We start from the raw sequence: 23,038 nt of genomic DNA on the forward strand, positions 1-23,038 counted from the left end.
TACTTTAAAATTGAGAGCAGTTTATGAATTTTTTTAAAGTTTATCTTTTTATCAACAATGACCCAACTTCTAGAAAAATCTTTAGCCAGTCCTACCACTCTCATTGAACTGCTACACTTAAGGGCGACGACTACCCCTGATGGCCACGCTTACACCTTTCTCATTGATGGCAAAAAAGAAACTGCACCCTTGACCTATGGAGAATTAGAACGTCAGGCCAAAGCGATCGCCGCACTTTTACAACAATATCAGGTTAAAGGGGAACGGGCCCTACTTTTATATCCTCAAGGTTTAGAAGTTATTGCCGCGTTTTGTGGTTGTTTATACGCGGGAGTCATTGCTATTCCGGCTCCTCCTCCAGAGTCAGGCAGACTTAAACGTACTTTACCCAGATTACGATCTATTGTCAAAGATGCTAATGCTACTTTTGCCTTAACTACTGCCGCAATTTTAGACTTAATTGGCAATTTTCCTGACGAATTCCCAGAATTTGAGCAAATGCACTGGATCGATACTGCGACAGTTGATCTATCTTTGTCTGAAAAATGGCAAGATCCCAAAGTAGATAAAGATGCTTTAGCCTATCTTCAGTATACTTCTGGGTCTACTTCTACACCAAAAGGGGTGATGTTAAGTCATTTTAATTTAATGCACCATGCGGGCTATTTACAACAAGCTTGCGGTTATGATTCTAAGAGTATTACCACAACTTGGATGCCTTATTTTCATGATTATGGTTTAGTCGAAGGTATGATAGTTCCTCTCTACAATGGAACCCCCTGTTATTTAATGTCTCCTTTTGCCTTTATTAAGCGTCCTATTCAATGGCTACATAATATTACGAAATATGGCATAACTCACTCTCAAGCTCCTAATTTTGCCTATGATTTATGTATTCGTCGGGTTAAACCCAAAGATATCCCCCAACTTAATTTAAGCAGTTGGCAAGCAGCAGGAAATGCGGCTGAACCTATTAATCCAAAAGTAATGGTTAATTTTGTAGAAACCTTTTCTGATTGTGGGTTTAAATGGGAAACTTTTGCCCCTGCGTACGGGTTAGCAGAATATACTTTATTAGTATCTAGTAAACCCAAGGGAAGTCATCCAGTATTTGCTTGTCTTGATGCTACTTTTTTAGAACAAGATAAAATTGTGGAAGCTGATCCCGAAAAAGAGAAAGGGGTTCGTATTATGGCCAGTTGTGGTCAATTAGTTTGTCAGACAAAAGTAGCGATCGTTCGCCCTGATACTTTCACTCGTTGTGCAACTAATGAAGTAGGAGAAATTTGGGTATCTGATCCGAGTGTGGCACAAGGTTATTGGCAACGACAAGAGGAAACAGAAAATACGTTTCAAGCATATATTAAAGATACTCAAGAAGGGCCATTCTTAAGAACAGGAGATTTAGGGTTTCTTAAAGAGGGAGAACTTTATATTACGGGACGGATGAAGGATTTAATTATTATCAGGGGAACTAATCATTATCCCCAAGATATTGAATGGACTGTACAACATCTTAATCCGGTTTTTCGTTCTGATTATGGGGCAGCTTTTTCAGTGGATAATAATGGGGAAGAAGCTTTAGTTATTGTCCAGGAAATTGAAAGACGCAGTGGAGAATTAGAAGTTGAACAATTATTAGGAGATATTCGTCAAGAAATTGCTGAAGAACATGAAATTCAAACTTATGCTATTGTTTTAGCCAAATCGGGAACGGTTCTTAAAACAGCAAGTGGTAAAATTCAGCGTCGCGCTTGTCGTCAAAATTTTCTAAATGGCACTATAAATGTGGTGGGTATTTGGAGTGATAATGCTGAAATTATGACTAAATTTAATGTGTCTGATGACGAATAATTTTCATGGTAAACTTCACAATAGTAAGGTGGATAATGCCCATCTTACTATTTATTGAAGATCAAGAGTTTAAGCAAATAATCTGCATTAGTCTAGGTGAAAATTTTGAAGATAAGTGGTACAAACTTGTGGCAATTATTTTTTAGTAGATATAACAATAGCTTGTCATTATATCAATCTTAACCCATAATTAATAATTAAATAAAAGAGGGTTTAATAATATTAAACCCTTAGAGATTATCATGTTAATAATTAATTGATTCTAATATATTTATAAATCAACAGGTGCAATCATATTTTATAATGGGGTGAAATTCCGTCATTATTCTCATCACACAAAATGCCATGAAACACCTAAAATCTTTAATAGGACTGCTATTATCCTTTGCGATCGCTATTACTGTCATTGTTGCCCCTGCTGCTGCTACAGGAGTGTATGATCTTCCTGTATTAAATGCGGGATCATCTATTTGGGTAGTCGATCAAGCAGAGGCCATCAGTTTAGCTAATGAAAACAGCTTAAATAATAAGTTTAAAAAATTAGCAGAAAACACCGGAAACGAAATCAGATTTGTGGCCATTCGTCGTTTAGATTATGATCAAACTATCGACACTTTGACTGATAAAATATTCAGTAAATGGTATCCTACCCCAGAAGAACAAGCCAATCAAACATTATTAGTAGTCGACACTTTTACTAACAATACTGCTATGCGTCAAGGAGAAACAGTTAAAACCCTTTTAACCGATGATATTGCTAATAGTATCGTCACGGAAACTATAGGTTATACTTTACGGGATGGCGAACAATATAACAAAGCATTTTTAGCCGCCAGTGATCGCCTAGTTGCTATATTATCAGGAAATGCTGATCCTGGCCCCCCAGAAGCGAAAGAAATTAACATTGAAAGTACCTTTACAAGTGCGGAAGATACAGATGATAAAATTTCCACAATTTGGGTAGTTGTGTTGTTAGTTTTAGCTACTGCTATTCCCATGGCAACTTATTTTTGGTATGTTGGTTTACCAGGAAGATAACTTCGTAAATAGGACTTACGCAAGGACACTAAACGTAGTAGGATGTGTTCCCAACACATCTCACTATCTATATGGTTCAGATTATAGTTTAATAGCATCTTATTAATTTAACTCACTCAGAAAGATCATGGATTTATGTAAAAAACCCAGGGCGGGTTTATCTGGTTTTTTGGTGAGAATCATGAATTTATGTAAAAAACCCGCCCCTACAAATTTTGTCTAATTAATTTTGTCCACCTACTTATCTTATCTTCTAACTTCAAACAGGCCACGACACCCTTTATCAACCCAAATACCTTCTCTATCGTATCCCCAAGTATCTCCTTCCCAACAACCTGCTTGACTCAGTTGACGTTGAAGATAAACCTCACCACGACGAGTATCTACCGGACAACGAGTATACCCATTATCTTTAGAATTACAAGTAATAGTTGGGTAGCCACTCGATGAATTATTGTTGTTATTGTTGTTATTGTTGTTATCAGAGCCACCTGAGATCGCTGCGGCAATAGCACCAACAATTAATGCACCACCAACAACTGCGGCTGCGGTACCATCCCCACTATTACTATTATTATTGTAGTCACTATTATTATTATCGTAACCCGTATCTTTGCCTCGAATAGAAAATTCAGCACTACAACCTTTATCTACCCAGATACCATCTCTATCATAGTCCCAAGACTCTCCTTGACGACAACTACTATTACTAAGTTGTCTAACAAGTCTTACCCCCCCACGAGTATTAACTCGACAAAATTGATAACGATATTTGTAAGATTCACAAGTGACATTTTGTTGGGCAGAGACGGGAATTGTTTGTAAAATTAGTCCGAGACTAATGCCCGCAATTAATGTTAGTTGGTTAAGGCGAGTAATCATCATTTTTGTTGGCTCCAAAATTGGTTAAATTAATTATCAAGCGGCACATTTAGAAGTTCGTGTAGAGTCTAGTTCAGATAAGTCTTTTAGGTTAACTTGTTTCCAAACAGGGTCGCCATTTTCTTTCAACCAAGATAAATTTTCTCGGATTAATTTGACTACAGGAGTTACACGATCACAGTTTTCTTCGGCAACTGTAAAGAGAAAAGATTGAACACTTAAGGTTTCTACTTTGTCTGTTTGCCAAGGATAAGTTTTAGCGGGAATTACCGCTTTTGAGTATAATTTTGCCAAAAACTCATCATCCGGTTGTGAGGGCAATATTAAGGGTAAAATGTGGAAGTTATCATCTGGAAAAATTTGCTCTTGCAATACTTGGGCGGGTATGCCTACAATATAAAATAGAGCATCAATTTCTTTTTTACGAAGTGCATCAATGCCTCGTTTAATATCTAGGGTTTCTAACTTTTTAGGGTTAATATTTAGCTGATAGATTAAAGTTGCTGCTGTGGTACTTGTACCACTTCCTGACTCTCCAATAGATACTCGTTTTCCTGTTAATTGTTCTACGGATTTAATGTATTGCCTTGTAATGATATGTACTTGTTCTTTATAAAGGGGAAGAACTACTCTAATTGATTCTGCTTGACGGCGCACTTCTTCATCTTTATTCGCAAAGGTATTAAGAAATGCCAAGATATCACCTTGAGTAATTCCTAATGCAACACTTTGGTAGTAGAATACATTATCAACATTTTGTAATGCTCCTTTTGTGGGAATGATATCAAGATCTAAATTCTTGGTTCGAGCTAATTTTTCTAGATCTTTGGCTATAGAATAGTATTCTCCTGTCTCATTTCCTGTGACAATATTAATTTCTAAAGGTGGCGTTTGTGCTACTGTATGGGACGGGATAAACACAAGTAGCATTACCATTACTGCCAGGAATATACAAAAAAAATAATATAGTCGTTGTTTCATGACTTTTTGAGCGCGTTTATTTGTTCAAATCTATATAACCTCGCTTATTCTCTCACAAATTATCTAGAATTGTCTATAACAATATTATTACAAAAAATTAAGATTAATAATTAATTATTAACTATTAACTATGAATTCTTGGTTGAAGATGTAACTTTTCTAAAATTTGACTTTCAATTAAGGACAATTCATCAAGTCTTATTTGCACAATTTCTCTATCAAAATAAGTATCTGCTAATACCCAATAAATGCCATTATGAATTATGAATTATGAATTATGAATTATGAATTATGAATTATGAATTATGAATTATGAATTATGAATTATGAATTATGAATTATGAATTATGAATTATGAACTGAGTTTAACGGTTTTCTTATTCATTGTCAATTATCAATTATCAATTGTCCATTATCAACTCTCCTTGTAAAAAATCAATAAATTGTCGAGCGGTTCTTCCTGATCTACCATTATATTTAGTAGCCCATTGTTTAGCTTTAAATTCTAACTCCTCTAATGGTAAATTAATGTTTAATTGTTGGGCTAAATGATGGACAATATTGAGATAAATATCTTGATTTGCCGGTTCAAAAGTCAAGGTTAAACCAAAGCGATCGCTAAAGGACAATTTTTCTTGTACTGTATCCCAATTATGAATTTCATCTGCATCACTAGGACGAGGACGATCAGCAAAAAATTCTCGAATTAAATGTCGTCTATTAGAAGTCGCATAAACTACGACATTTTTGGCTTTTGCTGTGACACTTCCTTCTAAAACTACCTTTAATGCTTTAAAACCATCGTTATCTTCTTCAAAAGATAAATCATCAACAAACATAATAAATTTTTGAGGAATATTTCTCACTTGATCCACAATTAAAGGTAAATTATGTAATTGAGACTTATTGACCTCTATTAATCTTAAACCTTGAGAACTATATTCATTTAATAACCCTTTAACTAAAGAAGATTTGCCCGATCCACGACTGCCATATAATAAAACATTAAGGGCAGAATAACCAGATAATAACATCTTTGTATTCTTGATTAAAGTGTCTTTTTGTGCTTCATAACCCACCAATTCATTTAATTTAATCGGATCAGGATGAGAAATACCTATTAATTGACTATCTTGCCATTTCAAAGCTTTATACTCAGCAAAAATACCTGTTCCTTGTTGACGATAATATTGAGCTAATTCTTCTAAACAATTCTCCCAATTATCAGATTGATGTAAAAACGTATTATTAGAATTATCTAATTGTACAACTAAAGGAGAAAAAGGAACATTTGCTGATTGTTTTACCCATTGACTAATGGCTTCAAGAGGTAAATTATATAAAGTATTTAAAATACTTAAATCATGCTTACTTGCTTCAATTAAAGCATTAGGTAAATTTTGTAAGGTCATAATTTGAACTTGTTGACTAAAAGGATTGTTATCTAATAGGATTTTATTAATTAGATGATCTTGCCAACTAATTCCTTGAAAGGCTAATACTTTAAACCAATGACTATAAGCAGTTAAACAATGAAAATTTACATCAGTTTCATGGCGAGAATAAATCGTCTTTAACAGTTTGAGAAAAGCCCTTCCAACTTCATCATTAAAAATAGATTGATAAAGTAAAAGAGACGAAATTTCTTGATAAATGAGATAATAATAATTTAAGTTTTGATTCATAATAAGTGGAGTTAGTTGTTGTTCCTGGAAATTATATATAGTGTTGAGAGTTGAGAGGTCATTATGAATTATGAATTATGAATTATGAATTATCCATTATCAATTATGAATTATCCATTATGAATTATCCATTATCAATTATGAATTATCAATTATCCATTGTTGAATAATTATCCATTATTGAACTGATTGGGTTACAATTACAAAGATATGTTGTTTGCAACTAGACAATAAGAGAAAATAAATGGATATTCGTGGGACAGATACCTCCTTATTAAGCTGGAATGGAGACGCACTGGCTTTAGGCTTTTTTGAGGATTCTACAGAAATAACTGGAGAATTAAGCCAGTTAGAGGAGAAATTAGGAGGAACCCTACAAGAATTAATCACTGAAACTGAATTTGAGGGAAAATCAGGCACTAGCGCAGTAACTCGTGTGGGAGGTAATAGTCCCATTCGTAAAGTGATGTTAGTCGGGTTAGGCAAAGTTGATGAGGTTAACATCAATACAGTTCGGTTAGCTGCTGCTGCGATCGCACGTATGGCCAAAAAAGAAAAGGTCAAAACCTTGGCCATTAATCTTCCTGTAGTTAATGATAACTCCACTGATACGGTAGCCGCGATCGCCGAAGGTATCATTCTTTCCCTACATCAAGATAACCGTTTTAAGTCAGAACCCGAAGAAAAAGCCCCATTACTAGAAACTGTAGACATTTTAGGGGTAGGAGAGCAAACTGAAGCCATTAAACGCACAGAAATGGTCTGTTCTGGGGTAATTTTAGCACGAGAATTAGTAGCGGCCCCCGCTAATACCGTCACTCCTGTCACTTTTGCCGAAACTGCCCAAAAAATTGCTACAGACTACGGGTTAGACCTAAAAATTTTAGAACAAGAAGACTGTGAAAATTTAGGCATGGGGGCCTTTTTAGGAGTAGCCAAAGCCTCAGATTTACCGCCTAAATTCATTCATTTGACCTATAAACCTTCAAAAACCCCGAAACGCAAACTAGCCATTGTGGGTAAAAGTTTAACCTTTGACTCCGGGGGACTTAATATTAAAGGAGCAGGTAGTGGCATCGAAACCATGAAAATGGACATGGGAGGAGGGGCCGCCACATTAGGGGCCGCCCAAGCTATTGGTCAACTTAAACCCGATGTGGAGGTTCATTTTATTTGTGCTGCCACAGAAAATATGATTAGTGGTAAGGCCATGCACCCAGGGGATATTTTAACCGCGTCTAATGGCAAAACCATTGAGGTGAATAATACGGATGCTGAGGGACGTTTAACCTTAGCTGATGCCTTGGTTTTTGCCGAAAAATTAGAAGTAGATGGGATCATAGATTTAGCGACTTTGACCGGAGCTTGTATTATTGCATTAGGGGATCATATTTCTGGGTTATGGAGTACAGATGATACTTTAGCCAGTGAGATTAAAACCGCCGCAGAAGCTGCCGGAGAAAAGTTCTGGCAAATGCCCTTAGAAGATAAGTATTTTGAGGGGTTAAAGTCTCCTATTGCAGATATGAAGAATACGGGGCCCAGGGCCGGAGGGTCTATTACGGCGGCCTTATTCTTGAAACAGTTTATTAAGGAAACACCTTGGGCCCATTTAGATGTAGCCGGCCCAGTTTGGGCCGATAAAGAGAATGGGGTTAATAATGCGGGGGCCACGGGTTTTCCGGTGCGTACCCTGGTTAATTGGGTGTTGAATCAATAATTACCCCCAATATAATCGTTTTAATGTGGGCATTGCCTACATGAACTACCCCACCGTAAGACGGATGGGGTTTCCAACTTCACAGGGAACTGCATCTAACAAAACCGAAGTTTTGTTAGGTTGTCTTACGGGAATTAAGGGTAAACGAAATGGTGAAAAAATTATTGGTCTACAACCTACGGGAACTCCCATCCCAGGAAACGAACCTTTCAATGTTGACAATTTGATTAGTTTAAATGCTCAGCAGTTAACAGGTGACGGTTTTGGGTTTCTGACTAAAGAAGGAAACTATGCTAGTCCATTTTTCGCTAGTTTCTTACCAACACCAGGTTATTTAGAAGTTTTTTCTGCACCACCATTTATACCTGGTCCTAATAGTTTTGGACCGGAAGATAGTGAGTTGTCGATTAGTTTTTCGGCAAGTATTAAGTCATTTAGTCATTCTTCGGCCGGTACAGTTCCTGAACCTTTAACTATTTTGGGGGCAGGAACTGCTATGGGTTTTGGCAGTTTCTTTAAGCGAAAACTAACTAAAACAAAAAATAATAAAGCCTAACTAACATCACCAATATTGTAGGGTGTATTAATGCAATGTAATGCACCCCCTACACTGTATTTATGCAACTCCATATCCTGTATAAGGACGTTTATAAGGAGGATGCAAGCCCAAAACAATATCCTCTTTAGATACTCCCATCTCCACCAATAGTTGTCCAATATCTATTTCCGTCATATTGCGCTGAATCCAGATCTTGTCATTTTTAATATCTAAATGAATAAAACAGTTGTAAATTCGCTTCAGACCATCCCAGCCGAGATCTAATAACTGATAGTGGTCATGTTCTATATCAAAAATTAGTTGGCATTCAATTTCTGGACTTTCTTGTGCAATTGTTGCTTGTTGGTTTAGCAGCTTACGAATACATTGACGGTAATGATCTAATCTCTCCATTCGATAATTACCTCCTCTTTAGGATCGTAAACAATAAGATTGAGTTGATAAAGCTTAATAGCCTGTTGAACAAATAGTTCTTGAAAGAAAGAATCGAATGTATCAAATGGTATTGCCAGATATAATATCCTATGTGGTTCAGTCATTTGTAAGGCAAGGCGGTAATTTAAAAATTGCCCCAAGGCAGTATGAAAATCACTGAGGGCAGAGTTGTTCAGAAAGCTTTTGATTTCTACGGCAATTCTTCGCCCCTCTTTCTCAGCCGCAAAGACCTTTTCTGCTGCCAAATCAATCTTAAATCTGACCCCTTCAATCCTGATTCTCAATGGGTCATCTGTAATCACCCACTGCTCTTTCAAGAGAGATTTTCTTACAGCATCATGAAATAAGTCTTTAGCTGCCATTGCTCATTATATCGTTTTATCTTATTAAGTAGTCGGACATAAATAAACAATACTATGTTAAGAAATGTAACTAGGTTGTAACCCCTCTCCGGCGCTCCCCTGCTCACTTCACCGTAACGTTTATTTTTGTCCAGTTACTTAGTGCGATCACTTTTTGTGTGAGAAGGTGGGCAATGCCCACCCTACAGGTTAATTAACGGCCAGGAAGAGTATATTTAAAGTTTGTTGGTCCCGTATAACCAGACACTTTCGCTAATTTTTCAGGAAGTTGGGCCCCTGATAATTTTTGTCCCTTAACATCCCACGTAGGAAAAGACTTAATATCTGCGGCCAGACAAGCCTGAGTCTGAGGATTTTTGCCATCAGAAGCACATTCAAGATAAGTAACATCTTTAAATGCTTCTTCTCCAAAAATTTGTTTTTGCTCAAAACAATGGGGACACCAATAAGCCCCATACATTTTCGCACCGATCGCGGTTAAATGTTTCGCTAAAGCAATTTCTGCTTCCCCTGACTGACTGGTAATTTTCCAGCCTTCAGGTGGTTTAGCTTCAGTTGTCGGTTGTTCAATCGGTAAACGGCCGTCTGCTGTAGGGCCATTAACATTGGCATAAACCCCTAATGTTCCTACTAGAGTAATCATAGCGACAACAACTGGAATAAAAAAGAGTTGACCGATTTCTTCCCATTCTCGGCCCAAAATACTTAATGCCATTAAAGCCAAAGAAAACGTTGCAGACCCGATACAGTAATAACAAACAGATTTAAGATCTGTGGCTAAAATATACATCAAATAGCCACTAAAAACAGCCATTGAGGTTCCTCCAGCTAAAAGGAGTAACCAAGTCCATTCATCGAGTTGTTTTCTAAAAGTTTTATTAGTTTCAGGTTTAATTAATAAAGGCCCTAAAGAAAAGACGGCCATACTGCTATAAGCCAGAGAACCGAATAAACTTAAGGGTAAGCCAAAAACAGTGGCATAGGGACTATCAAGAACACCTTTACAACCTGATTTTAAGCTTTCTGCTTGACTAACCCCACAAGCCACTTCTCCCCCTGTCAGTTTCGTAATAGCCAGATAAGCGGTTAGAATAGCACCAGCAATAGCGATCGCACCAATGATCGGACGAGACCAACGGTAAATCCAAGGAACAGAACGTTTACGACTCATAATAGTTACTATTTAGTAAATCATCATTATTGCTGATTCTAGCAAGGTCTTATGAAGTCAGTTTGAGAGGTTGCTCAGATTTTGATTTTTCTTTAAATGCGCTAATTTCTTGGGCCGCTTCTACAAATTGGGCCACTCGAATCGGATCAATGGGTTCCGTAATTTTACCATGACGTTTCAATGAACTAGCCACAATGACCCCATCAGCTGCTTGCATCAGGGTTCCGATATTATCCCAATTGGCCCCACTACCTATTAATACAGGGGTTCTCTTAGCCGCAGCAGTTGCCAATTCTAAATCTTCTAGACTCGGAGGACTTCCAGTTGCCCATCCTGACAGAATGACTCCATCAGCTAATCCTCTTTCAATGGTATCTTGAACCGCCGTAGTTAGATTAGGGGTTCCTAAAGGTCGGGCGTGTTTGACTAAGACATCCGCTAAAATTGCCACATCAGACCCTAATTCTCGCCTATAGCGCAGTAATTCGTGAGCATTTCCTTCTATTAATCCTTGATCAGTAGCCATGATGCCTGTGAGGACATTTACCCGAATAAATTGGGCATTGATGGTAGACGCGATCGCCATTGCGCCTAAAGCATCATTCCGCAATAAATTGATCCCTACCGGAACCACCACTAAATTTTTGATGCGATCTACAATTAAGGTCATAGAACTGATAACAGCCGGATCAACCCGATTTTTAGTAAAAGGCGCATCAAAGAAATTTTCGACAATAATCCCATTAACTCCCCCTGCGGCGAGGGCTGTGGCTTCTTGTTCTGCCCGTTCGATAACAGCAGTTAAACTTCCTCCCCAACGAGCAGAGGTGGGCAGGGGTAACAAATGAACTACCCCAATGATCGGGTTTTTGGTGTTAAACGTTTGAATCAAGTCCACTGAATCTACCTAAGAGTCGGCCACGGGTTCTCCCGTCTGAAATTGAGATCCAATTACAAATTGTATCTTATTAAGAACCCCTCATCCTAGTTTTCGGCTTAATACATATGTTTCAAAACGAAAAATGTGGAAAGCTACCCAGACTCAAATATTAATAATTCCTCGGATAGTCCGCGCAGGCGGACTTTGTTTGTATAGCCCAACCCTTTAGGGTTAGAGAGTTTTAGACCTACAAATATTCATCTAAATTAACTCCTAATTCTTTTAATTTTGCGGCTAATTTTTCAGCCCGTTGTCTTTCTTCTGTGTAGGTGGTAAAACTTTCCCCATTGGGATAATATAATTTTAATTCTGGTTCTGCAAATTCAAAGCGAATACCTAAAAGGGGACTCACCCAACCGTTAATATCTTCGATAATTTCTAATCCTTCTTCTCCCCGTAATAAACCACTCAATTCATTCTTATTGGGATCATAAATATAATATTCTTCTACCCCATAACGTTCATAAAAGAGCAATTTTCGACTCATTTCTGTTTGTGTATTCCCTGGTGAGAGAATTTCAAAAACAACTTGAGGAGCAATATTATTTTCTTTCCATTGTTGATATGATCCTCTTTCTTCTTTGGGTCGTCCAAATACTACCATGATATCGGGTGCTTGTCGTTTTTTATTGTTGCCTTCTACGGGATACCAGAGTAAATCTCCTGCCACAAAAACTTGATCGTCTTGATTAAATAACCAGTCTAAATTGGCTTTAATTAGGGTAATCCAACGAAACTGAAGGGTATTATCTGCCATTGGTTTACCATCGCTGTCTGGATAAATTATCTCTGGCGTTGTTAAATTATTAAGTTGAGCAACCATGATTTTATCTCATTGTTTCTTGGGGATTATTTTATCATTTTACGTCCCAGTAGAAATGCTAATAACATTAGTCTAACTTCCTCTGGCTTCTACAGGTTTTTGTAGCATAATAGAGGCATAATGCCATTCATTGGTGTCAGCTTAGTCCAAAACGCCGACAGGCTAAAGCCTGTGGCTATACCAACAAAGTCCGACGAGCGCGGACTTGCTGTAAAATTAGCCTGCTATGCTACGGTTAAGAAGGATAATGAAGTTAGTCCCCTGACAACATTTCAGATAGGAGTTTAACTGATGAGTCAAACACCCATCACTGTGACTTACTCGTTAGAAGAAATTTTAGGTCAAATTAATCAAAAATTAGACAAGATTGATGATAGGTTTGACCGTATTGAAGAAGATCTTACAGACCTTAAGATTGGACAAACTAGACTTGAAGGAAAAATTGAAAAACTCGAAATTGATCTCAACGGAAAAATTGAGAAACTCGAAATCGATCTCAACGGAAAAATTGAGAAACTTGAAACCGATCTTAATGGAAAAATTGAAAAAATTGAAACTAATCTCAATGGAAGAATCGATAAATTGGAAACCGAACTTAAGGGGGAAATCAAAACACTTTCTACAGAAGTTCAGGGAATTGGTAAACGGTTAGATACTCAAGAATTTATTAATCGTTCTGTTGTCGTTGGTTTTGTCTTAGGCATTACTACCGGAATCATTAAATTATTGTTCCCAAATTTCCCTAATCGATGATGATGAAGCAGTTTAATTTGTGGGCATAATTAGGGGCATAATGGTATTATGTCCCTACAGGTTTTTATAGGAATTTAACACTGTTAAATCCTACCTTCATCAAACATTAAACCTAAATAATAGTACATCTCCTTCTTGAACAACATACTCTTTACCCTCGCTACGAACTAACCCTTTTTCTTTAGCCGCATTCATGGTTTTATAGGTGACTAAATCATCATAAGAAACCGTTTCAGCCCTAATAAATCCCCTCTCAAAATCAGTATGAATAACCCCAGCCGCTTGAGGTGCTTTCATCCCTGCCTGAATCGTCCAAGCGCGAGTTTCTTGGGGCCCAGTCGTTAAATAAGTTCTTAAACCTAATAACTCATAAGTTGCTTTAATTAATGATTTTAAACCCCCTTCTTTAACTCCTAAAGCTTCTAAATAATCCGTTTTTTCTTCCTCTGGAATCTCCACTAATTCTGATTCAACTTGAGCCGAAACTATCACTACTTTAGCGTTATCTTTGGCCGCTATTTTTTTGACTTCTTCAACCCATTCATTACCTTTAGCTAAATCATCTTCTGACACATTAGCCGCGTAAATGATAGGTTTTCGGGTCAGTAACCCCAAAGATTTAATTAATTCCTCTTGTTCTTCAGTTAATTCGACGTGACGCGCCCCAATTCCTTCATTGAGAGCAGCTACAATCGCTTCTAAGGCAGGTATTTCTTCTTGTCCTTCTTTTTTGCCCTTAACCTGCTTTCTTGCCCGTTCCAGACGTTTTTCAGCTTGGGAGAGATCAGCTAAAGCCAGTTCTAAATTAATGACTTCAATATCTCTAGCCGGATCAACAGAACCCGATACATGAATAATATCATCGTCATCGAAACAACGTACCACATGAACGATCGCATCTACTTCTCGAATATTAGCCAAAAATTGATTACCTAAACCTTCTCCTTGACTGGCCCCTTTAACTAAACCAGCAATATCAACAAATTCCATGCGAGTCGGTACAATTTTCTCGGAATGTGAGAGTTTAGCTAATACCTCTAAACGTTCATCAGGAACGGCTACCACTCCAACATTCGGTTCAATGGTACAAAAAGGAAAATTAGCGGCCTCTGCTTTAGCGTTAGCGACTAGGGCGTTAAATAAAGTCGATTTACCCACATTGGGTAGTCCCACAATTCCAGCTTGTAGCATAGGTCAATTATTAATCAGCACTAAGTCACTATAGCAGAAGTTGGCCTAGGGGCTTAATGTTATTCATTACCTTATTTCACCAAGAAATTTGCCAATGATGTTGGTTAAGGCGATCGCTAATATTAGGCCACAAATTGGACATTTGTGTTTGGAACTGGGGATAATGTAAATCACCCCGCCAAAGAATTAGAGCATCTTCTCCCGTTTCTTGATAATATCCTTTACGTCGTCCGGCAATTTTAAAGCCAAATTTTTCGTATAAAGATAGGGCCGAATAGTTAGATACTCTCACTTCTAGGGTAGCTCGTTCTAGTTGACGTTGACAAGCATCTTTTAATACTTCATAAAGTAGTAATTGCCCTAAACCTTGTTTTTGATAGTCTGGATGAATCATTAGTAAGGTAATGTGAGCTTCTTCTAAAATAGACCAAAAACAACCACAACCAATAATTAAATTCTGAGATTCTATAGATAACACTAAAAAGCTACTATTAAGACTCTCTAATTCCTGTTGATATCCTTTAATTGTCCATAAACCTCCTAAACAGTGACGATCTAATTCAACAATTTGGTGCAAATGTTTTAACTCAGGACGATTGATCTTCAGAGATAAACGGGACATTTTTTTAATAATTGGGATAAAAATTAAACTTTATTCTTGATTAGAATATAAGTCTTACAAAGAGTTAATTAGAGTTATAATGAACTAACAGATAAATTTTAAGGGTCTTAACGAGTTTTTTACAATTGTGACTTATGGTGTAAGCTATAATTTCTTAGGAATACTCAATGATTGGCTAGGACAGTTATTTAAGTGGCACAGGAAAATTCCCAATGCCATTCAAATTTGAAATACCATCCATAAGTAATAAAGAAGTAATATTATACATAAAGGATGTTACCTTTGTCTGTGACGGAGAAACATTGTGTGAGGATTGAACCATGAAATCTCTGATGGATGTCATCAAAACTCTAATTAAGATTAATGGAGTATTAGCTCTGTTAACATTGATCGCTTTTATTGCTATGCGAGAAAAAGAGCCTAAAATGATGAGTGAGGCTTCCCAATTTCGGCGCGATCTCCAAGCAATGCCTTCGGAAGATCAACAAAAAATAGCTAATATTGAAGCAAAACTCGAAGAAAAGAATCTTTCTTCCGCAGATCAGCAACAAATTGCTGAAAATCTCCAAAAAATAGCACAACTTCAAGACAAACTTCGAGAAAAAACTGTTTTTTTAGAAGAACAGAGAAAACTAGCGGAATATAATGAAAAAATAGCCAATCTTCAAGCAAAATCTCAAGCTAATAATCTTTCTTCAGAAGAGCTAGGACAAATGGCTGAATATAATCAAAAAATAGCTAATCTTCAAGCGAAATTCCAAGAAAAAGACCAACAAATACAACAACTTCAAAGACACTTAACGGCTTATCAACAGTCTCAGACAGCCCAAAGAGACATCACAAAAACGGAAATAGCCTCTAATTTAGCCAAAAATACGACTCAAAACTCATCATTTGCGGCTCAAGCTCAATTAAATCCTCAGCCTCGTCCTATTGCTTCTTTTACTCCCACTAATTCTCCTGTTCAATTAAGTCAAAGAAGTCAGTCCGAGTATGAACTTTCAAAAAACCGTTTTCCGCAGAATCTAGCCTTCGTTCCCCCTAAGACAGAAATAACACCAAACTTAGCCAGCAGTTCTACTCCTAAAACAATTCAGAAGCAACCTACCGCCATAGAATCAAACGCTAATATAGCGATGATTTCTGTCTCTAACGAATTCTTACAAGAAGATACATCAGTTCCAAAGCAACAAAAACCTGTATCTGATCAACTTGAACAAGAGAATAAAGAAAAATCATCCTTTATTTCTAAGAAGAAAACTCCTAGAGATCAATCAATTCATATGGCTAATGATTTAGCGGCCGGTTTACAGGTTGCGGACAAGAAAAAACATATTAAGTACGGGACATGGACTTATAACAAAGTACAAACCGCCATCGGTTCCCTACGGCGAGGAAGTAGCACTACACTGCAAGAAGCCGCCCAGATGTCAGGACTTGACCCTTCTGTTTTAGCACAAGTTGTCAAGTGGGGAGAAAACCGGCCAGGCACTTTTTAGGCCGATGATCAAATCAGTTTAGCTGGCCTAGAATAATCTAACTTTAGGCTAAGTAAGTGTACCAAATTAATTACATAAAATTTGTAGGGGCGGGTTTTTGGCAAAATACCCTGATTCTTACAAAGAAACTCCATAAACCCGCCCTGGGTTTTTGAGAAAATACCCCTGATTCTTAGAAAAAAACTCCATAAACCCGCCCTGGGTTTTTGAGAAAATACCCTGATTCTTACAAAAAAACTTAATAAACTCGCTCTGGGTTTTTGAGAAAATTCCCTGATTCTCACAAAAAAACTTAATAAACTCGCTCTGGGTTTTTGAGAAAATACCCTGATTCTTACAAAAAAACTTAATAAACTCGCTCTGGGTTTTTGAGAAAATTCCCTGATTCTCACAAAAAAACTTAATAAACTCGCTCTGGGTTTTTAAAGAAATTAGATAAACCCACCCTGACTGTGCAATTAATTTTCCGCGTGGTACTTACCCTATTAAAAAGTAACTATTCCAAAAGCATCATGAAAATCTTATTAGTAGAAGACGACGAAGGCATTACCATCCCCGTGGTTGAAGATCTTGAGGATCGTAATTATGTAGTAGAGGTTGCCCATGATGGACAAATCGCCTCGGAACTTTTAGATGTGTTTGAGTATGACATCATCTTGTTAGATGTCACGATGCCCAAAATGGATGGAATAACCCTGTGTCGGCAGTTACGTTCTCAAGGACGTAAAATCCCTATTTTGATGATAACTGCCAGAGATACACTCACAGATAGGGTAACAGGGTTGGATGCTGGGGCCGATGATTATTTAGTTAAGCCTTTTGAACTTGAGGAATTATCGGCTCGCATTCGCGCTTTATTACGTCGGGGAGAGTCAACTTTACCCCCTGTCTTGCAGTGGGGAGACTTATGTCTAGATCCGAGTTCTTGTCAAGTGTCTTACCAAAATCATCTGATTTCTGTAAGTCCTAAAGAATATACTTTACTCGAATTTTTCTTGCGTAATCCTCGTCGGATGTTTACTCGTAGCCAAATTTTAGATCGACTTTGGCCGTTAGAACAACTACCTGAAGAAGCCACTATTAAAGCTCATATTAGTAGTTTACGCCAAAAACTCAAAAAAGCCGGACTTTCCTCAGATGTGATTGAGACTGTTTATGGGTTAGGTTATCGTCTCAGGGAATCTCCTTAATCAGTTTTGGGGTAATAGCAAATGTTTCAAGGTCTGCGGTTTAATCTGCTTCTATGGTATGTGGTGGTCATGGAGATTATCTTAATTTCATTTAGTGGCGGGATCTATTTTTTGTTCACTGATACTCTCTCTAGTCAAGTTGACAAAAAGCTAGTCAATTTAGCTAACTTTATGGCCCCTACTTTGAGTCAGGTATACACTCAAAAAAATCAATATCTTGAGCAATTTGAACTACATAATCTCTTGAATTCAAAAACGGATTCTATTGAATGGTTTGATAGCAATAAACGGCTTTTAGCCAGTACAGGAGGGATTACTGTTTCTTTGAACCCTGAACCAGGTTTAAGTTCTGAAACAATGCCCAACTTTGGAGAGATTCGCACTGTTACTCTATTTGTATCGATTGATCGTTCTAAATTTAATCAACCTGCTTTAAAAGGGTATGTACGCATTAGTCAATCTTTAAAAGAGTTAGAACAAGAAAAAACGCAATTGTTGGTCAATTTAGGATTTGGTATTTTCCTAAGCTTAGTTTTTGTCACTCCTTGCGGTTTTTGGCTCACACAAAAAGCAGTTAAACCAGTTGAACAAAGTCATCAACAAGTTGAACAAAGTCTTAAGCAAGTTGAACAAAGTCATCGACAAGTTGAACAAAGTCTTAAGCAAGTTGAACAAAGTCATCAAAAATTAAAACAGTTTACGGCTGATGCTTCTCATGAATTGCGTAATCCCTTAACAGCAATTAAAGCCTCAATTGACGTTATGCTCAAGCATCCAGAGCGAATTCATGAGAAAGATGTACGAAAAGTAGGAGTTATTGCGAATTCGGTAGAGCATATGACTAATTTAGTCAAAGATTTACTGTTTTTAGCTCGTAGTGATGGGGAAATGTCTATCCCAGAGCGTGAATTGACTAAAATTTCTCTTAATTCTTTATTAGATGATTTAGTCGAGTCCTTAGAAGATTTAGCCCAACAAAAAGAAATTACCCTGACTTATGAAGGATTCGCTCAGCTATCAGTAAGGGGAAATAGAGACCAACTGATTCGTTTATTTTCTAATTTGATCCAAAACGCTATTAATTATACTCCTGAGCAAGGTTTTGTCATGGTTCGTCTAGTGCAGCATAATTCCTCGGCAGTAGTAACAGTTGAAGATACGGGAATGGGTATTACTCCAGAACAAATTCCTTTGGTTTTTGAGCGTTTTTGGCGAGCAGATAAAGCTCGTAACCAACGCGCTGGAGGGACAGGTTTGGGACTATCTATTGCTCAAGCGATCACTAATACTCATCAGGGAAAAATTAAAGTCAGTAGTCAGGTAGGTATAGGAACTTGTTTTGAGGTTTCTTTACCTGCTTATGAATTATGAATTATGAATTATGAATTATGAATTATGAATTATGAATTATGAATTATGAATTATGAATTATGAATTATGAATTATGAATTATGAATTATGAATTATGAATTATGAATTATGAATTATGAATTATGAATTATGAATTATGAATTGAGTTTAACCTTTTTCTTATTAATTATCAATTATCAATTGTTGAAAATGTTTTCGTAAAATTAAACAATTACGTCGGTCAGCAACACGAATATAGTTTAATTCATCAGTTAAATTTTTCATAAAAAACAGACCTCGATAATTTTCTTTTTCCAGGGGACTACTTTTATCTTGTTCAATTTGAGCTAATTTTGTCAGTAAATCAAACTTTGGCCCTATATCCCAAATTCTAATCTCTATCACATAAGAATAAAGATTAACTTCTACAATAATAGGAACCACAGGTGGTAAATCTTTATGAGCATAAATAACCGTATTTGTAAAGCCTTCCGCCAAGGCCAATTTACACTTCCATAGACATTCTTGGACTAAATAAGGATGAGCGATTTTCTCAAACCAAACTAAAACTTTCTCCAACTCTGTCAACTCGGTTCTAAGTTGTAGACGCACTTCCTTAATTAATGAGTTATTTTTATCTTCTTTTTTTTCAAACAGCACCACTATTTTTACGAAATAAAATTAACAAAGTTTTGAAAATCAATTTGAGGTCATACCAATGACTCCAATTTTCTTGATACCGTAAATCTAATTCAATCACCTCCTCAAAATTTTTGATCCTTGATCGTCCATAAACTTGCCATTCTCCTGTCATTCCTGGTTTAACATCTAATCTTTGCCATTGAGGAATTTCATACTTTTCTACTTCATCAGGAGTAGGTGGTCTGGTTCCTACTAAACTCATATCCCCTTGTAACACATTCCAAAATTGAGGTAATTCGTCTAAGCTAGTCCGTCGTAAAAATCTCCCAATTTTTGTAATACGTGGATCATTAGGATTCTTAAAAATAGCTCCTTTTGCTTCATTAGGAATTTGATTTTTTAATGCTTCTGCATCAATACACATAGAGCGAAATTTAATAATTTTAAACCGTTTTCCCAGCCAACCACAACGAGTTTGGCAAAAAAATATCGGACCTGGACTATCTAATTTAATAATAATTGCAATAGGAATAAGCAAAATTACAGTAATTATTAATCCCACTAAACCACCCACAATATCTATCGAGCGTTTCATCCAAGAACGAACAGAAGGATGAGTTTCAGGAGGCTGTTGATAATTAGTCTGACTATTATTAATTATGGTAGAAGATTTAGAGTCTAGACTGGAAGTAATAGTAAAGATTTCATCGAGTCCAGTCATAGACAAAACCGCCATCACTGGAGGATGAGTATTATAGAGAATTAATTGAACCTCTTTGTTTTGAGCCGCCTTAAAATTGTGAACTAAAGCCCCCACCCCACTACTATCCATAAACTGAGTATGACTAAAATCAAGAATTAGTTGAGGTGGGAGGTCATCACCCGACAGAAATTCATAACAAATACCCTTAAACTGTACCGCCTCTAACACAGTCAAACGAGGCGGCATTTGCATGACAGGATAATTGTTGACAAAAACAATGGGAAAATATGCTTCTGGTATTTGACTAGTCATCAACTATCAAGATAGGGCAATTGAGTAATTAGGGGCGTGTCGGTTTATCTTGTTCCTGCTGCATTTTGGTTTTTGCCTTAGCAGCACTCCGTCTGAGGGCTTGTAAACGAGATTCGTATTGTTTACGCTGACGACGGTTAGGCGTTTGCTCAATTAGGGTTTTAAAGGCACTGCCGAGACTTTTATAGGCATTGGGCAAGGAGTAACCAAAACGACCGGCTAAGGCGATCGCTTTTTCATCAGCATCTAAAGACTCTTTGAGTTTGCGATCGCCATTATTTTTTTGCCAGAGTCGATACCCAGAAATGCCACATAGGCCTAATGCTAATAATAACAACAAACCATCTTGTACCCATAATTCTCCAACTGCACCCCCTAAACCAATAGCGAGGGCTGCCATTTCCCATCCTTCTCTGGGAATGGTGTCATTTTGAATACGGGCAACTTCATGCCAAAATAACAAATTTCGTTGATCAATGGCTAAATTTTCCCATTTAGCCAGATCAATTTGAATTTCCACTTCGTCTCTTCCTAGTTCTTCGCAACGGACTAAAGGCGGGTTAATTTCGGTACTGCCTTCTATCATAACCCAACTTTGTAATTCTGGCGGTAATAATGTTTTTAACCGCCTTAGTTCGCTCATTTCCGCTCTAGCTGATGAGGTAGCATAGGATGTCATAGGACTGTTTACGTTCTAATTACTATCAAAAGAATTCTATCCTTAGATTGTAGCGGTCTGAACATCAATCCGCTTTTTTTATCATAAGCTTTCCTTGTAGGCTAATGTTACACAAAGTCCGCGCTCGTCGGACTTTGTTGGTATAGCCACAGGCTTTAGCCTGTAGGCGTTTTGGACTAAGTTGACACCAATGAACATTGTGTTTTGCCCCTACGATAACTTCTCATTCATTCATTTTCACTCGATCAGGAACTCCCACTGGCGAAAGATTAGCCATAGCTTTCAGATGCTGAGTGCGAATTAACTCGGTAAAATTGAGATTAGAACGTCCTTCTAATTGGGCAGTGACTTCAATCCCCTCTAAGAGATTTTTCGCCGCTTCTACGTCCGTATAGCCTCGTCTGACAGCCACTTTGATCGCCGCTTCATCCGCATCAATTTCTCGCTGCACACTTCGATTATTACGCCAGATGTGGTTAGCAGCGATCGCGCTTAAACCCCCAGCCACAAGCATTCCTAACCCATCTCCTTGAATTCCTTCGACGGTTAGTCCTATTACTCCAGCTAAGACAATACCTTGATAAACATCGGGTTTAAACCATTTAATCGCGATCAGACTGCTTGTTGCCCTTAATACTAACAAATCTCTCTGTCCTCTAGATAACCGCCGCCATAAGTCAAAGTTGATATAAATGGGGCGGTTATTCCATTTCCAGGGAGGTGTAAAAGGCGCGTCAATTACCTTAGACTGTTGGGGTTGGCTAACAATTTTAGTTAACATTCGCCCAGAAGCAGGCATTACATCTAATAGGCGGCTAATCTCAGATTCGATACTCATGGGTCAATGACACAAAGGTAGGCTCCTTTACTGAGTATAATGGCTTTGTGAGGCACTCTTCTTGTTCCAACACTTTTCTAACATTCTAATTTTGTAAAAGTACCAGAATTCATTCATATGTAAAATCATTCGCTGGTTTTCATCAAATAGGGGTTGATTGAGATATTGCCAGATTGCTGCCCCAACTTGTTTCAATTTCCATAACTCAACGTTGACATTCATTTTGTTACAACCCCTGATACTTTTTTAACGGCAAAAAATTTAGATGGTTTTTTAGCATTTCTAGGGGCTATTATTTAACAGTAAATAATTATCAGTAAAGAATGATGTGTTTATTCTTGGGTTTAAGTCCCTCACAATACGCCTTGATTACTGTTTACTGTTTACTGTTGACTATTTTAAGTCCCCTATTATTAATTTGACATATAGATGACTTTTTTTCTTGGTTATAATTACTGAATATTTTTCTGAGATCTACTTGATTTATGTAGTTTCACTGATTTTTTTTCTCGAAACCTTACAAAATGTCGCAATTTTTGATATAACTACATGGTTATTTCTCAAACTCTATGAAGTTACTCTTATCTGAATCCTCAACAATCAAGATTTTTACTAAGTGCTTAAACAAAATTAATTACACATAGCAGGGCGGGTTTTGATATGATTATCATGGTTGAGTGACAACGCTTAACCCTAAACCAGCTTCTACAAAATTTTTGGTAATTAATTTTGTGTACCTAATTAGATCAACTCTTGGTAATTGCACTTAGTGTTCCCTAAATTGCTAAAAATTATTACTTCAATTAATA

24 protein-coding genes are annotated in these 23,038 nt (G+C 37.1%); 8 read left to right on the plus strand and 16 right to left on the minus strand.

The window, feature by feature from the left end:
* The first annotated feature begins 57 nt into the window (after positions 1-57).
* Positions 58-1,854 (plus strand): fatty acyl-AMP ligase, encoded by a 1,797-nt coding sequence (locus AsFPU1_RS04120; RefSeq protein ID WP_124977506.1) that lies wholly within the window; start codon positions 58-60, stop codon positions 1,852-1,854.
* 345 nt (positions 1,855-2,199) lie between these two features.
* Positions 2,200-2,892 carry a photosystem II repair protein Psb32 gene (psb32, locus tag AsFPU1_RS04125; protein ID WP_124977508.1) on the plus strand — a complete coding sequence of 231 codons (693 nt, stop codon included), beginning with the start codon at positions 2,200-2,202 and terminating at the stop codon, positions 2,890-2,892.
* Between the two features lie 246 nt (positions 2,893-3,138).
* Here the strand turns inward: psb32 and AsFPU1_RS04130 are convergent, their stop codons facing one another.
* From AsFPU1_RS04130 to AsFPU1_RS04145, 4 genes are all read right to left on the minus strand, one after another.
* The gene (locus AsFPU1_RS04130) at positions 3,139-3,777 is read right to left on the minus strand and encodes a DUF3011 domain-containing protein (RefSeq protein ID WP_125061049.1); all 639 of its coding nucleotides are present in this window, start codon (positions 3,775-3,777) and stop codon (positions 3,139-3,141) included.
* Between the two features lie 33 nt (positions 3,778-3,810).
* A complete protein-coding gene (locus tag AsFPU1_RS04135; protein WP_227873629.1) occupies positions 3,811-4,755 on the minus strand; it encodes a TAXI family TRAP transporter solute-binding subunit in 945 nt (314 codons plus the stop codon).
* A gap of 124 nt (positions 4,756-4,879) precedes the next feature.
* Positions 4,880-5,020: a tRNA isopentenyl-2-thiomethyl-A-37 hydroxylase MiaE gene (miaE, locus tag AsFPU1_RS04140; RefSeq protein WP_124977563.1), complete on the minus strand. Its 141-nt coding sequence runs from the start codon at positions 5,018-5,020 to the stop codon at positions 4,880-4,882.
* A gap of 136 nt (positions 5,021-5,156) precedes the next feature.
* A complete protein-coding gene (locus AsFPU1_RS04145; RefSeq protein WP_124977510.1) occupies positions 5,157-6,440 on the minus strand; it encodes an ATP-binding protein in 1,284 nt (427 codons plus the stop codon).
* A gap of 244 nt (positions 6,441-6,684) precedes the next feature.
* Between AsFPU1_RS04145 and AsFPU1_RS04150 the strand changes: the two genes are divergently transcribed.
* Entirely contained in the window at positions 6,685-8,160 is a 1,476-nt protein-coding gene (locus tag AsFPU1_RS04150; protein WP_124977512.1) for a leucyl aminopeptidase, read from the plus strand.
* Between the two features lie 40 nt (positions 8,161-8,200).
* Positions 8,201-8,716 (plus strand): PEP-CTERM sorting domain-containing protein, encoded by a 516-nt coding sequence (locus AsFPU1_RS22950; protein WP_227873630.1) that lies wholly within the window; start codon positions 8,201-8,203, stop codon positions 8,714-8,716.
* 60 nt (positions 8,717-8,776) lie between these two features.
* On the opposite strand, the gene AsFPU1_RS04160 is transcribed toward AsFPU1_RS22950, so the two are convergent.
* The 5 genes from AsFPU1_RS04160 to AsFPU1_RS04180 all read right to left on the minus strand — a co-directional run bounded on the left by AsFPU1_RS04160 (position 8,777) and on the right by AsFPU1_RS04180 (position 12,450).
* Positions 8,777-9,112 (minus strand): XisI protein, encoded by a 336-nt coding sequence (locus AsFPU1_RS04160; protein WP_124977514.1) that lies wholly within the window; start codon positions 9,110-9,112, stop codon positions 8,777-8,779.
* Complete coding sequence (locus tag AsFPU1_RS04165; protein WP_124977516.1) at positions 9,100-9,516, minus strand: XisH family protein; 417 nt, start codon at positions 9,514-9,516, stop codon at positions 9,100-9,102. Before AsFPU1_RS04165 ends, AsFPU1_RS04160 begins: the two co-directional genes overlap by 13 nt.
* A 193-nt stretch (positions 9,517-9,709) precedes the next feature.
* Positions 9,710-10,687 carry a vitamin K epoxide reductase family protein gene (locus AsFPU1_RS04170; protein WP_124977518.1) on the minus strand — a complete coding sequence of 326 codons (978 nt, stop codon included), beginning with the start codon at positions 10,685-10,687 and terminating at the stop codon, positions 9,710-9,712.
* 49 nt (positions 10,688-10,736) lie between these two features.
* On the minus strand, positions 10,737-11,585 hold the full coding sequence (gene btpA, locus AsFPU1_RS04175; RefSeq protein WP_124977520.1) for a photosystem I biogenesis protein BtpA: 849 nt from the start codon (positions 11,583-11,585) through the stop codon (positions 10,737-10,739).
* A 229-nt stretch (positions 11,586-11,814) separates the two neighbouring features.
* Positions 11,815-12,450, minus strand: coding sequence for a Uma2 family endonuclease (locus AsFPU1_RS04180; protein ID WP_124977522.1), 636 nt, complete (start codon positions 12,448-12,450; stop codon positions 11,815-11,817).
* Between the two features lie 291 nt (positions 12,451-12,741).
* Between AsFPU1_RS04180 and AsFPU1_RS04185 the strand changes: the two genes are divergently transcribed.
* Positions 12,742-13,203, plus strand: coding sequence for a Bdr protein (locus AsFPU1_RS04185; RefSeq protein WP_124977524.1), 462 nt, complete (start codon positions 12,742-12,744; stop codon positions 13,201-13,203).
* A 99-nt stretch (positions 13,204-13,302) separates the two neighbouring features.
* Here AsFPU1_RS04185 and ychF read toward each other — a convergent pair whose 3' ends face one another.
* Complete coding sequence (gene ychF, locus AsFPU1_RS04190) at positions 13,303-14,394, minus strand: redox-regulated ATPase YchF (RefSeq protein ID WP_124977527.1); 1,092 nt, start codon at positions 14,392-14,394, stop codon at positions 13,303-13,305.
* 76 nt (positions 14,395-14,470) lie between these two features.
* Positions 14,471-15,016: a ribosomal protein S18-alanine N-acetyltransferase gene (gene rimI, locus AsFPU1_RS04195; protein WP_124977529.1), complete on the minus strand. Its 546-nt coding sequence runs from the start codon at positions 15,014-15,016 to the stop codon at positions 14,471-14,473.
* Between the two features lie 320 nt (positions 15,017-15,336).
* Here rimI and AsFPU1_RS04200 point away from each other — a divergent pair, with 320 nt between their 5' ends.
* The 3 genes from AsFPU1_RS04200 (at position 15,337) to AsFPU1_RS04210 (ending at position 19,076) form a co-directional block, all read left to right on the plus strand.
* Positions 15,337-16,515: a GumC domain-containing protein gene (locus tag AsFPU1_RS04200; RefSeq protein WP_124977531.1), complete on the plus strand. Its 1,179-nt coding sequence runs from the start codon at positions 15,337-15,339 to the stop codon at positions 16,513-16,515.
* 512 nt (positions 16,516-17,027) lie between these two features.
* Complete coding sequence (locus tag AsFPU1_RS04205) at positions 17,028-17,705, plus strand: response regulator transcription factor (protein ID WP_124977533.1); 678 nt, start codon at positions 17,028-17,030, stop codon at positions 17,703-17,705.
* A gap of 21 nt (positions 17,706-17,726) precedes the next feature.
* Complete coding sequence (locus tag AsFPU1_RS04210; protein ID WP_124977535.1) at positions 17,727-19,076, plus strand: sensor histidine kinase; 1,350 nt, start codon at positions 17,727-17,729, stop codon at positions 19,074-19,076.
* A gap of 162 nt (positions 19,077-19,238) precedes the next feature.
* Here AsFPU1_RS04210 and AsFPU1_RS04215 read toward each other — a convergent pair whose 3' ends face one another.
* The 5 genes from AsFPU1_RS04215 to AsFPU1_RS04235 all read right to left on the minus strand — a co-directional run bounded on the left by AsFPU1_RS04215 (position 19,239) and on the right by AsFPU1_RS04235 (position 22,451).
* The gene (locus AsFPU1_RS04215) at positions 19,239-19,718 is read right to left on the minus strand and encodes an ATP-binding protein (protein ID WP_438357539.1); all 480 of its coding nucleotides are present in this window, start codon (positions 19,716-19,718) and stop codon (positions 19,239-19,241) included.
* A complete protein-coding gene (locus AsFPU1_RS04220) occupies positions 19,705-20,712 on the minus strand; it encodes an anti-sigma factor antagonist (RefSeq protein ID WP_124977537.1) in 1,008 nt (335 codons plus the stop codon). The genes AsFPU1_RS04215 and AsFPU1_RS04220 overlap by 14 nt, the downstream gene beginning before the upstream one ends.
* Before the next feature lie 28 nt (positions 20,713-20,740).
* The gene (locus AsFPU1_RS04225; RefSeq protein WP_124977539.1) at positions 20,741-21,391 is read right to left on the minus strand and encodes a DUF3318 domain-containing protein; all 651 of its coding nucleotides are present in this window, start codon (positions 21,389-21,391) and stop codon (positions 20,741-20,743) included.
* 223 nt (positions 21,392-21,614) lie between these two features.
* Entirely contained in the window at positions 21,615-22,229 is a 615-nt protein-coding gene (locus AsFPU1_RS04230; protein ID WP_124977541.1) for a DUF3318 domain-containing protein, read from the minus strand.
* A gap of 27 nt (positions 22,230-22,256) precedes the next feature.
* Complete coding sequence (locus AsFPU1_RS04235; RefSeq protein WP_124977543.1) at positions 22,257-22,451, minus strand: hypothetical protein; 195 nt, start codon at positions 22,449-22,451, stop codon at positions 22,257-22,259.
* Positions 22,452-23,038: the final 587 nt, after the last annotated feature.

It is taken from the genome of Aphanothece sacrum FPU1 (assembly GCF_003864295.1).
GTDB lineage: Bacteria > Cyanobacteriota > Cyanobacteriia > Cyanobacteriales > Microcystaceae > Aphanothece_B > Aphanothece_B sacrum.

Bases quoted from the DNA above. Each gene is read 5' to 3' on its own strand.
- AsFPU1_RS04120 (WP_124977506.1), top strand. From the start codon at position 58: ATGACCCAACTTCTAGAAAAATCTTTAGCCAGTCCTACCACTCTCATT.
- AsFPU1_RS04150 (WP_124977512.1), top strand. From the start codon at position 6,685: ATGGATATTCGTGGGACAGATACCTCCTTATTAAGCTGGAATGGAGAC.
- AsFPU1_RS04145 (WP_124977510.1), bottom strand. From the start codon at position 6,440: ATGAATCAAAACTTAAATTATTATTATCTCATTTATCAAGAAATTTCG.
- AsFPU1_RS04135 (WP_227873629.1), bottom strand. From the start codon at position 4,755: ATGAAACAACGACTATATTATTTTTTTTGTATATTCCTGGCAGTAATG.
- AsFPU1_RS04230 (WP_124977541.1), bottom strand. From the start codon at position 22,229: ATGAGTATCGAATCTGAGATTAGCCGCCTATTAGATGTAATGCCTGCT.
- ychF (WP_124977527.1), bottom strand. From the start codon at position 14,394: ATGCTACAAGCTGGAATTGTGGGACTACCCAATGTGGGTAAATCGACT.
- AsFPU1_RS04180 (WP_124977522.1), bottom strand. From the start codon at position 12,450: ATGGTTGCTCAACTTAATAATTTAACAACGCCAGAGATAATTTATCCA.
- rimI (WP_124977529.1), bottom strand. From the start codon at position 15,016: ATGTCCCGTTTATCTCTGAAGATCAATCGTCCTGAGTTAAAACATTTG.
- AsFPU1_RS04185 (WP_124977524.1), top strand. From the start codon at position 12,742: ATGAGTCAAACACCCATCACTGTGACTTACTCGTTAGAAGAAATTTTA.
- psb32 (WP_124977508.1), top strand. From the start codon at position 2,200: ATGAAACACCTAAAATCTTTAATAGGACTGCTATTATCCTTTGCGATC.
- AsFPU1_RS04210 (WP_124977535.1), top strand. From the start codon at position 17,727: ATGTTTCAAGGTCTGCGGTTTAATCTGCTTCTATGGTATGTGGTGGTC.
- AsFPU1_RS04225 (WP_124977539.1), bottom strand. From the start codon at position 21,391: ATGACATCCTATGCTACCTCATCAGCTAGAGCGGAAATGAGCGAACTA.
- AsFPU1_RS04220 (WP_124977537.1), bottom strand. From the start codon at position 20,712: ATGACTAGTCAAATACCAGAAGCATATTTTCCCATTGTTTTTGTCAAC.
- AsFPU1_RS04165 (WP_124977516.1), bottom strand. From the start codon at position 9,516: ATGGCAGCTAAAGACTTATTTCATGATGCTGTAAGAAAATCTCTCTTG.
- AsFPU1_RS04160 (WP_124977514.1), bottom strand. From the start codon at position 9,112: ATGGAGAGATTAGATCATTACCGTCAATGTATTCGTAAGCTGCTAAAC.
- AsFPU1_RS04235 (WP_124977543.1), bottom strand. From the start codon at position 22,451: ATGAATGTCAACGTTGAGTTATGGAAATTGAAACAAGTTGGGGCAGCA.
- AsFPU1_RS04205 (WP_124977533.1), top strand. From the start codon at position 17,028: ATGAAAATCTTATTAGTAGAAGACGACGAAGGCATTACCATCCCCGTG.
- AsFPU1_RS04170 (WP_124977518.1), bottom strand. From the start codon at position 10,687: ATGAGTCGTAAACGTTCTGTTCCTTGGATTTACCGTTGGTCTCGTCCG.
- AsFPU1_RS22950 (WP_227873630.1), top strand. From the start codon at position 8,201: ATGAACTACCCCACCGTAAGACGGATGGGGTTTCCAACTTCACAGGGA.
- AsFPU1_RS04130 (WP_125061049.1), bottom strand. From the start codon at position 3,777: ATGATGATTACTCGCCTTAACCAACTAACATTAATTGCGGGCATTAGT.
- AsFPU1_RS04200 (WP_124977531.1), top strand. From the start codon at position 15,337: ATGAAATCTCTGATGGATGTCATCAAAACTCTAATTAAGATTAATGGA.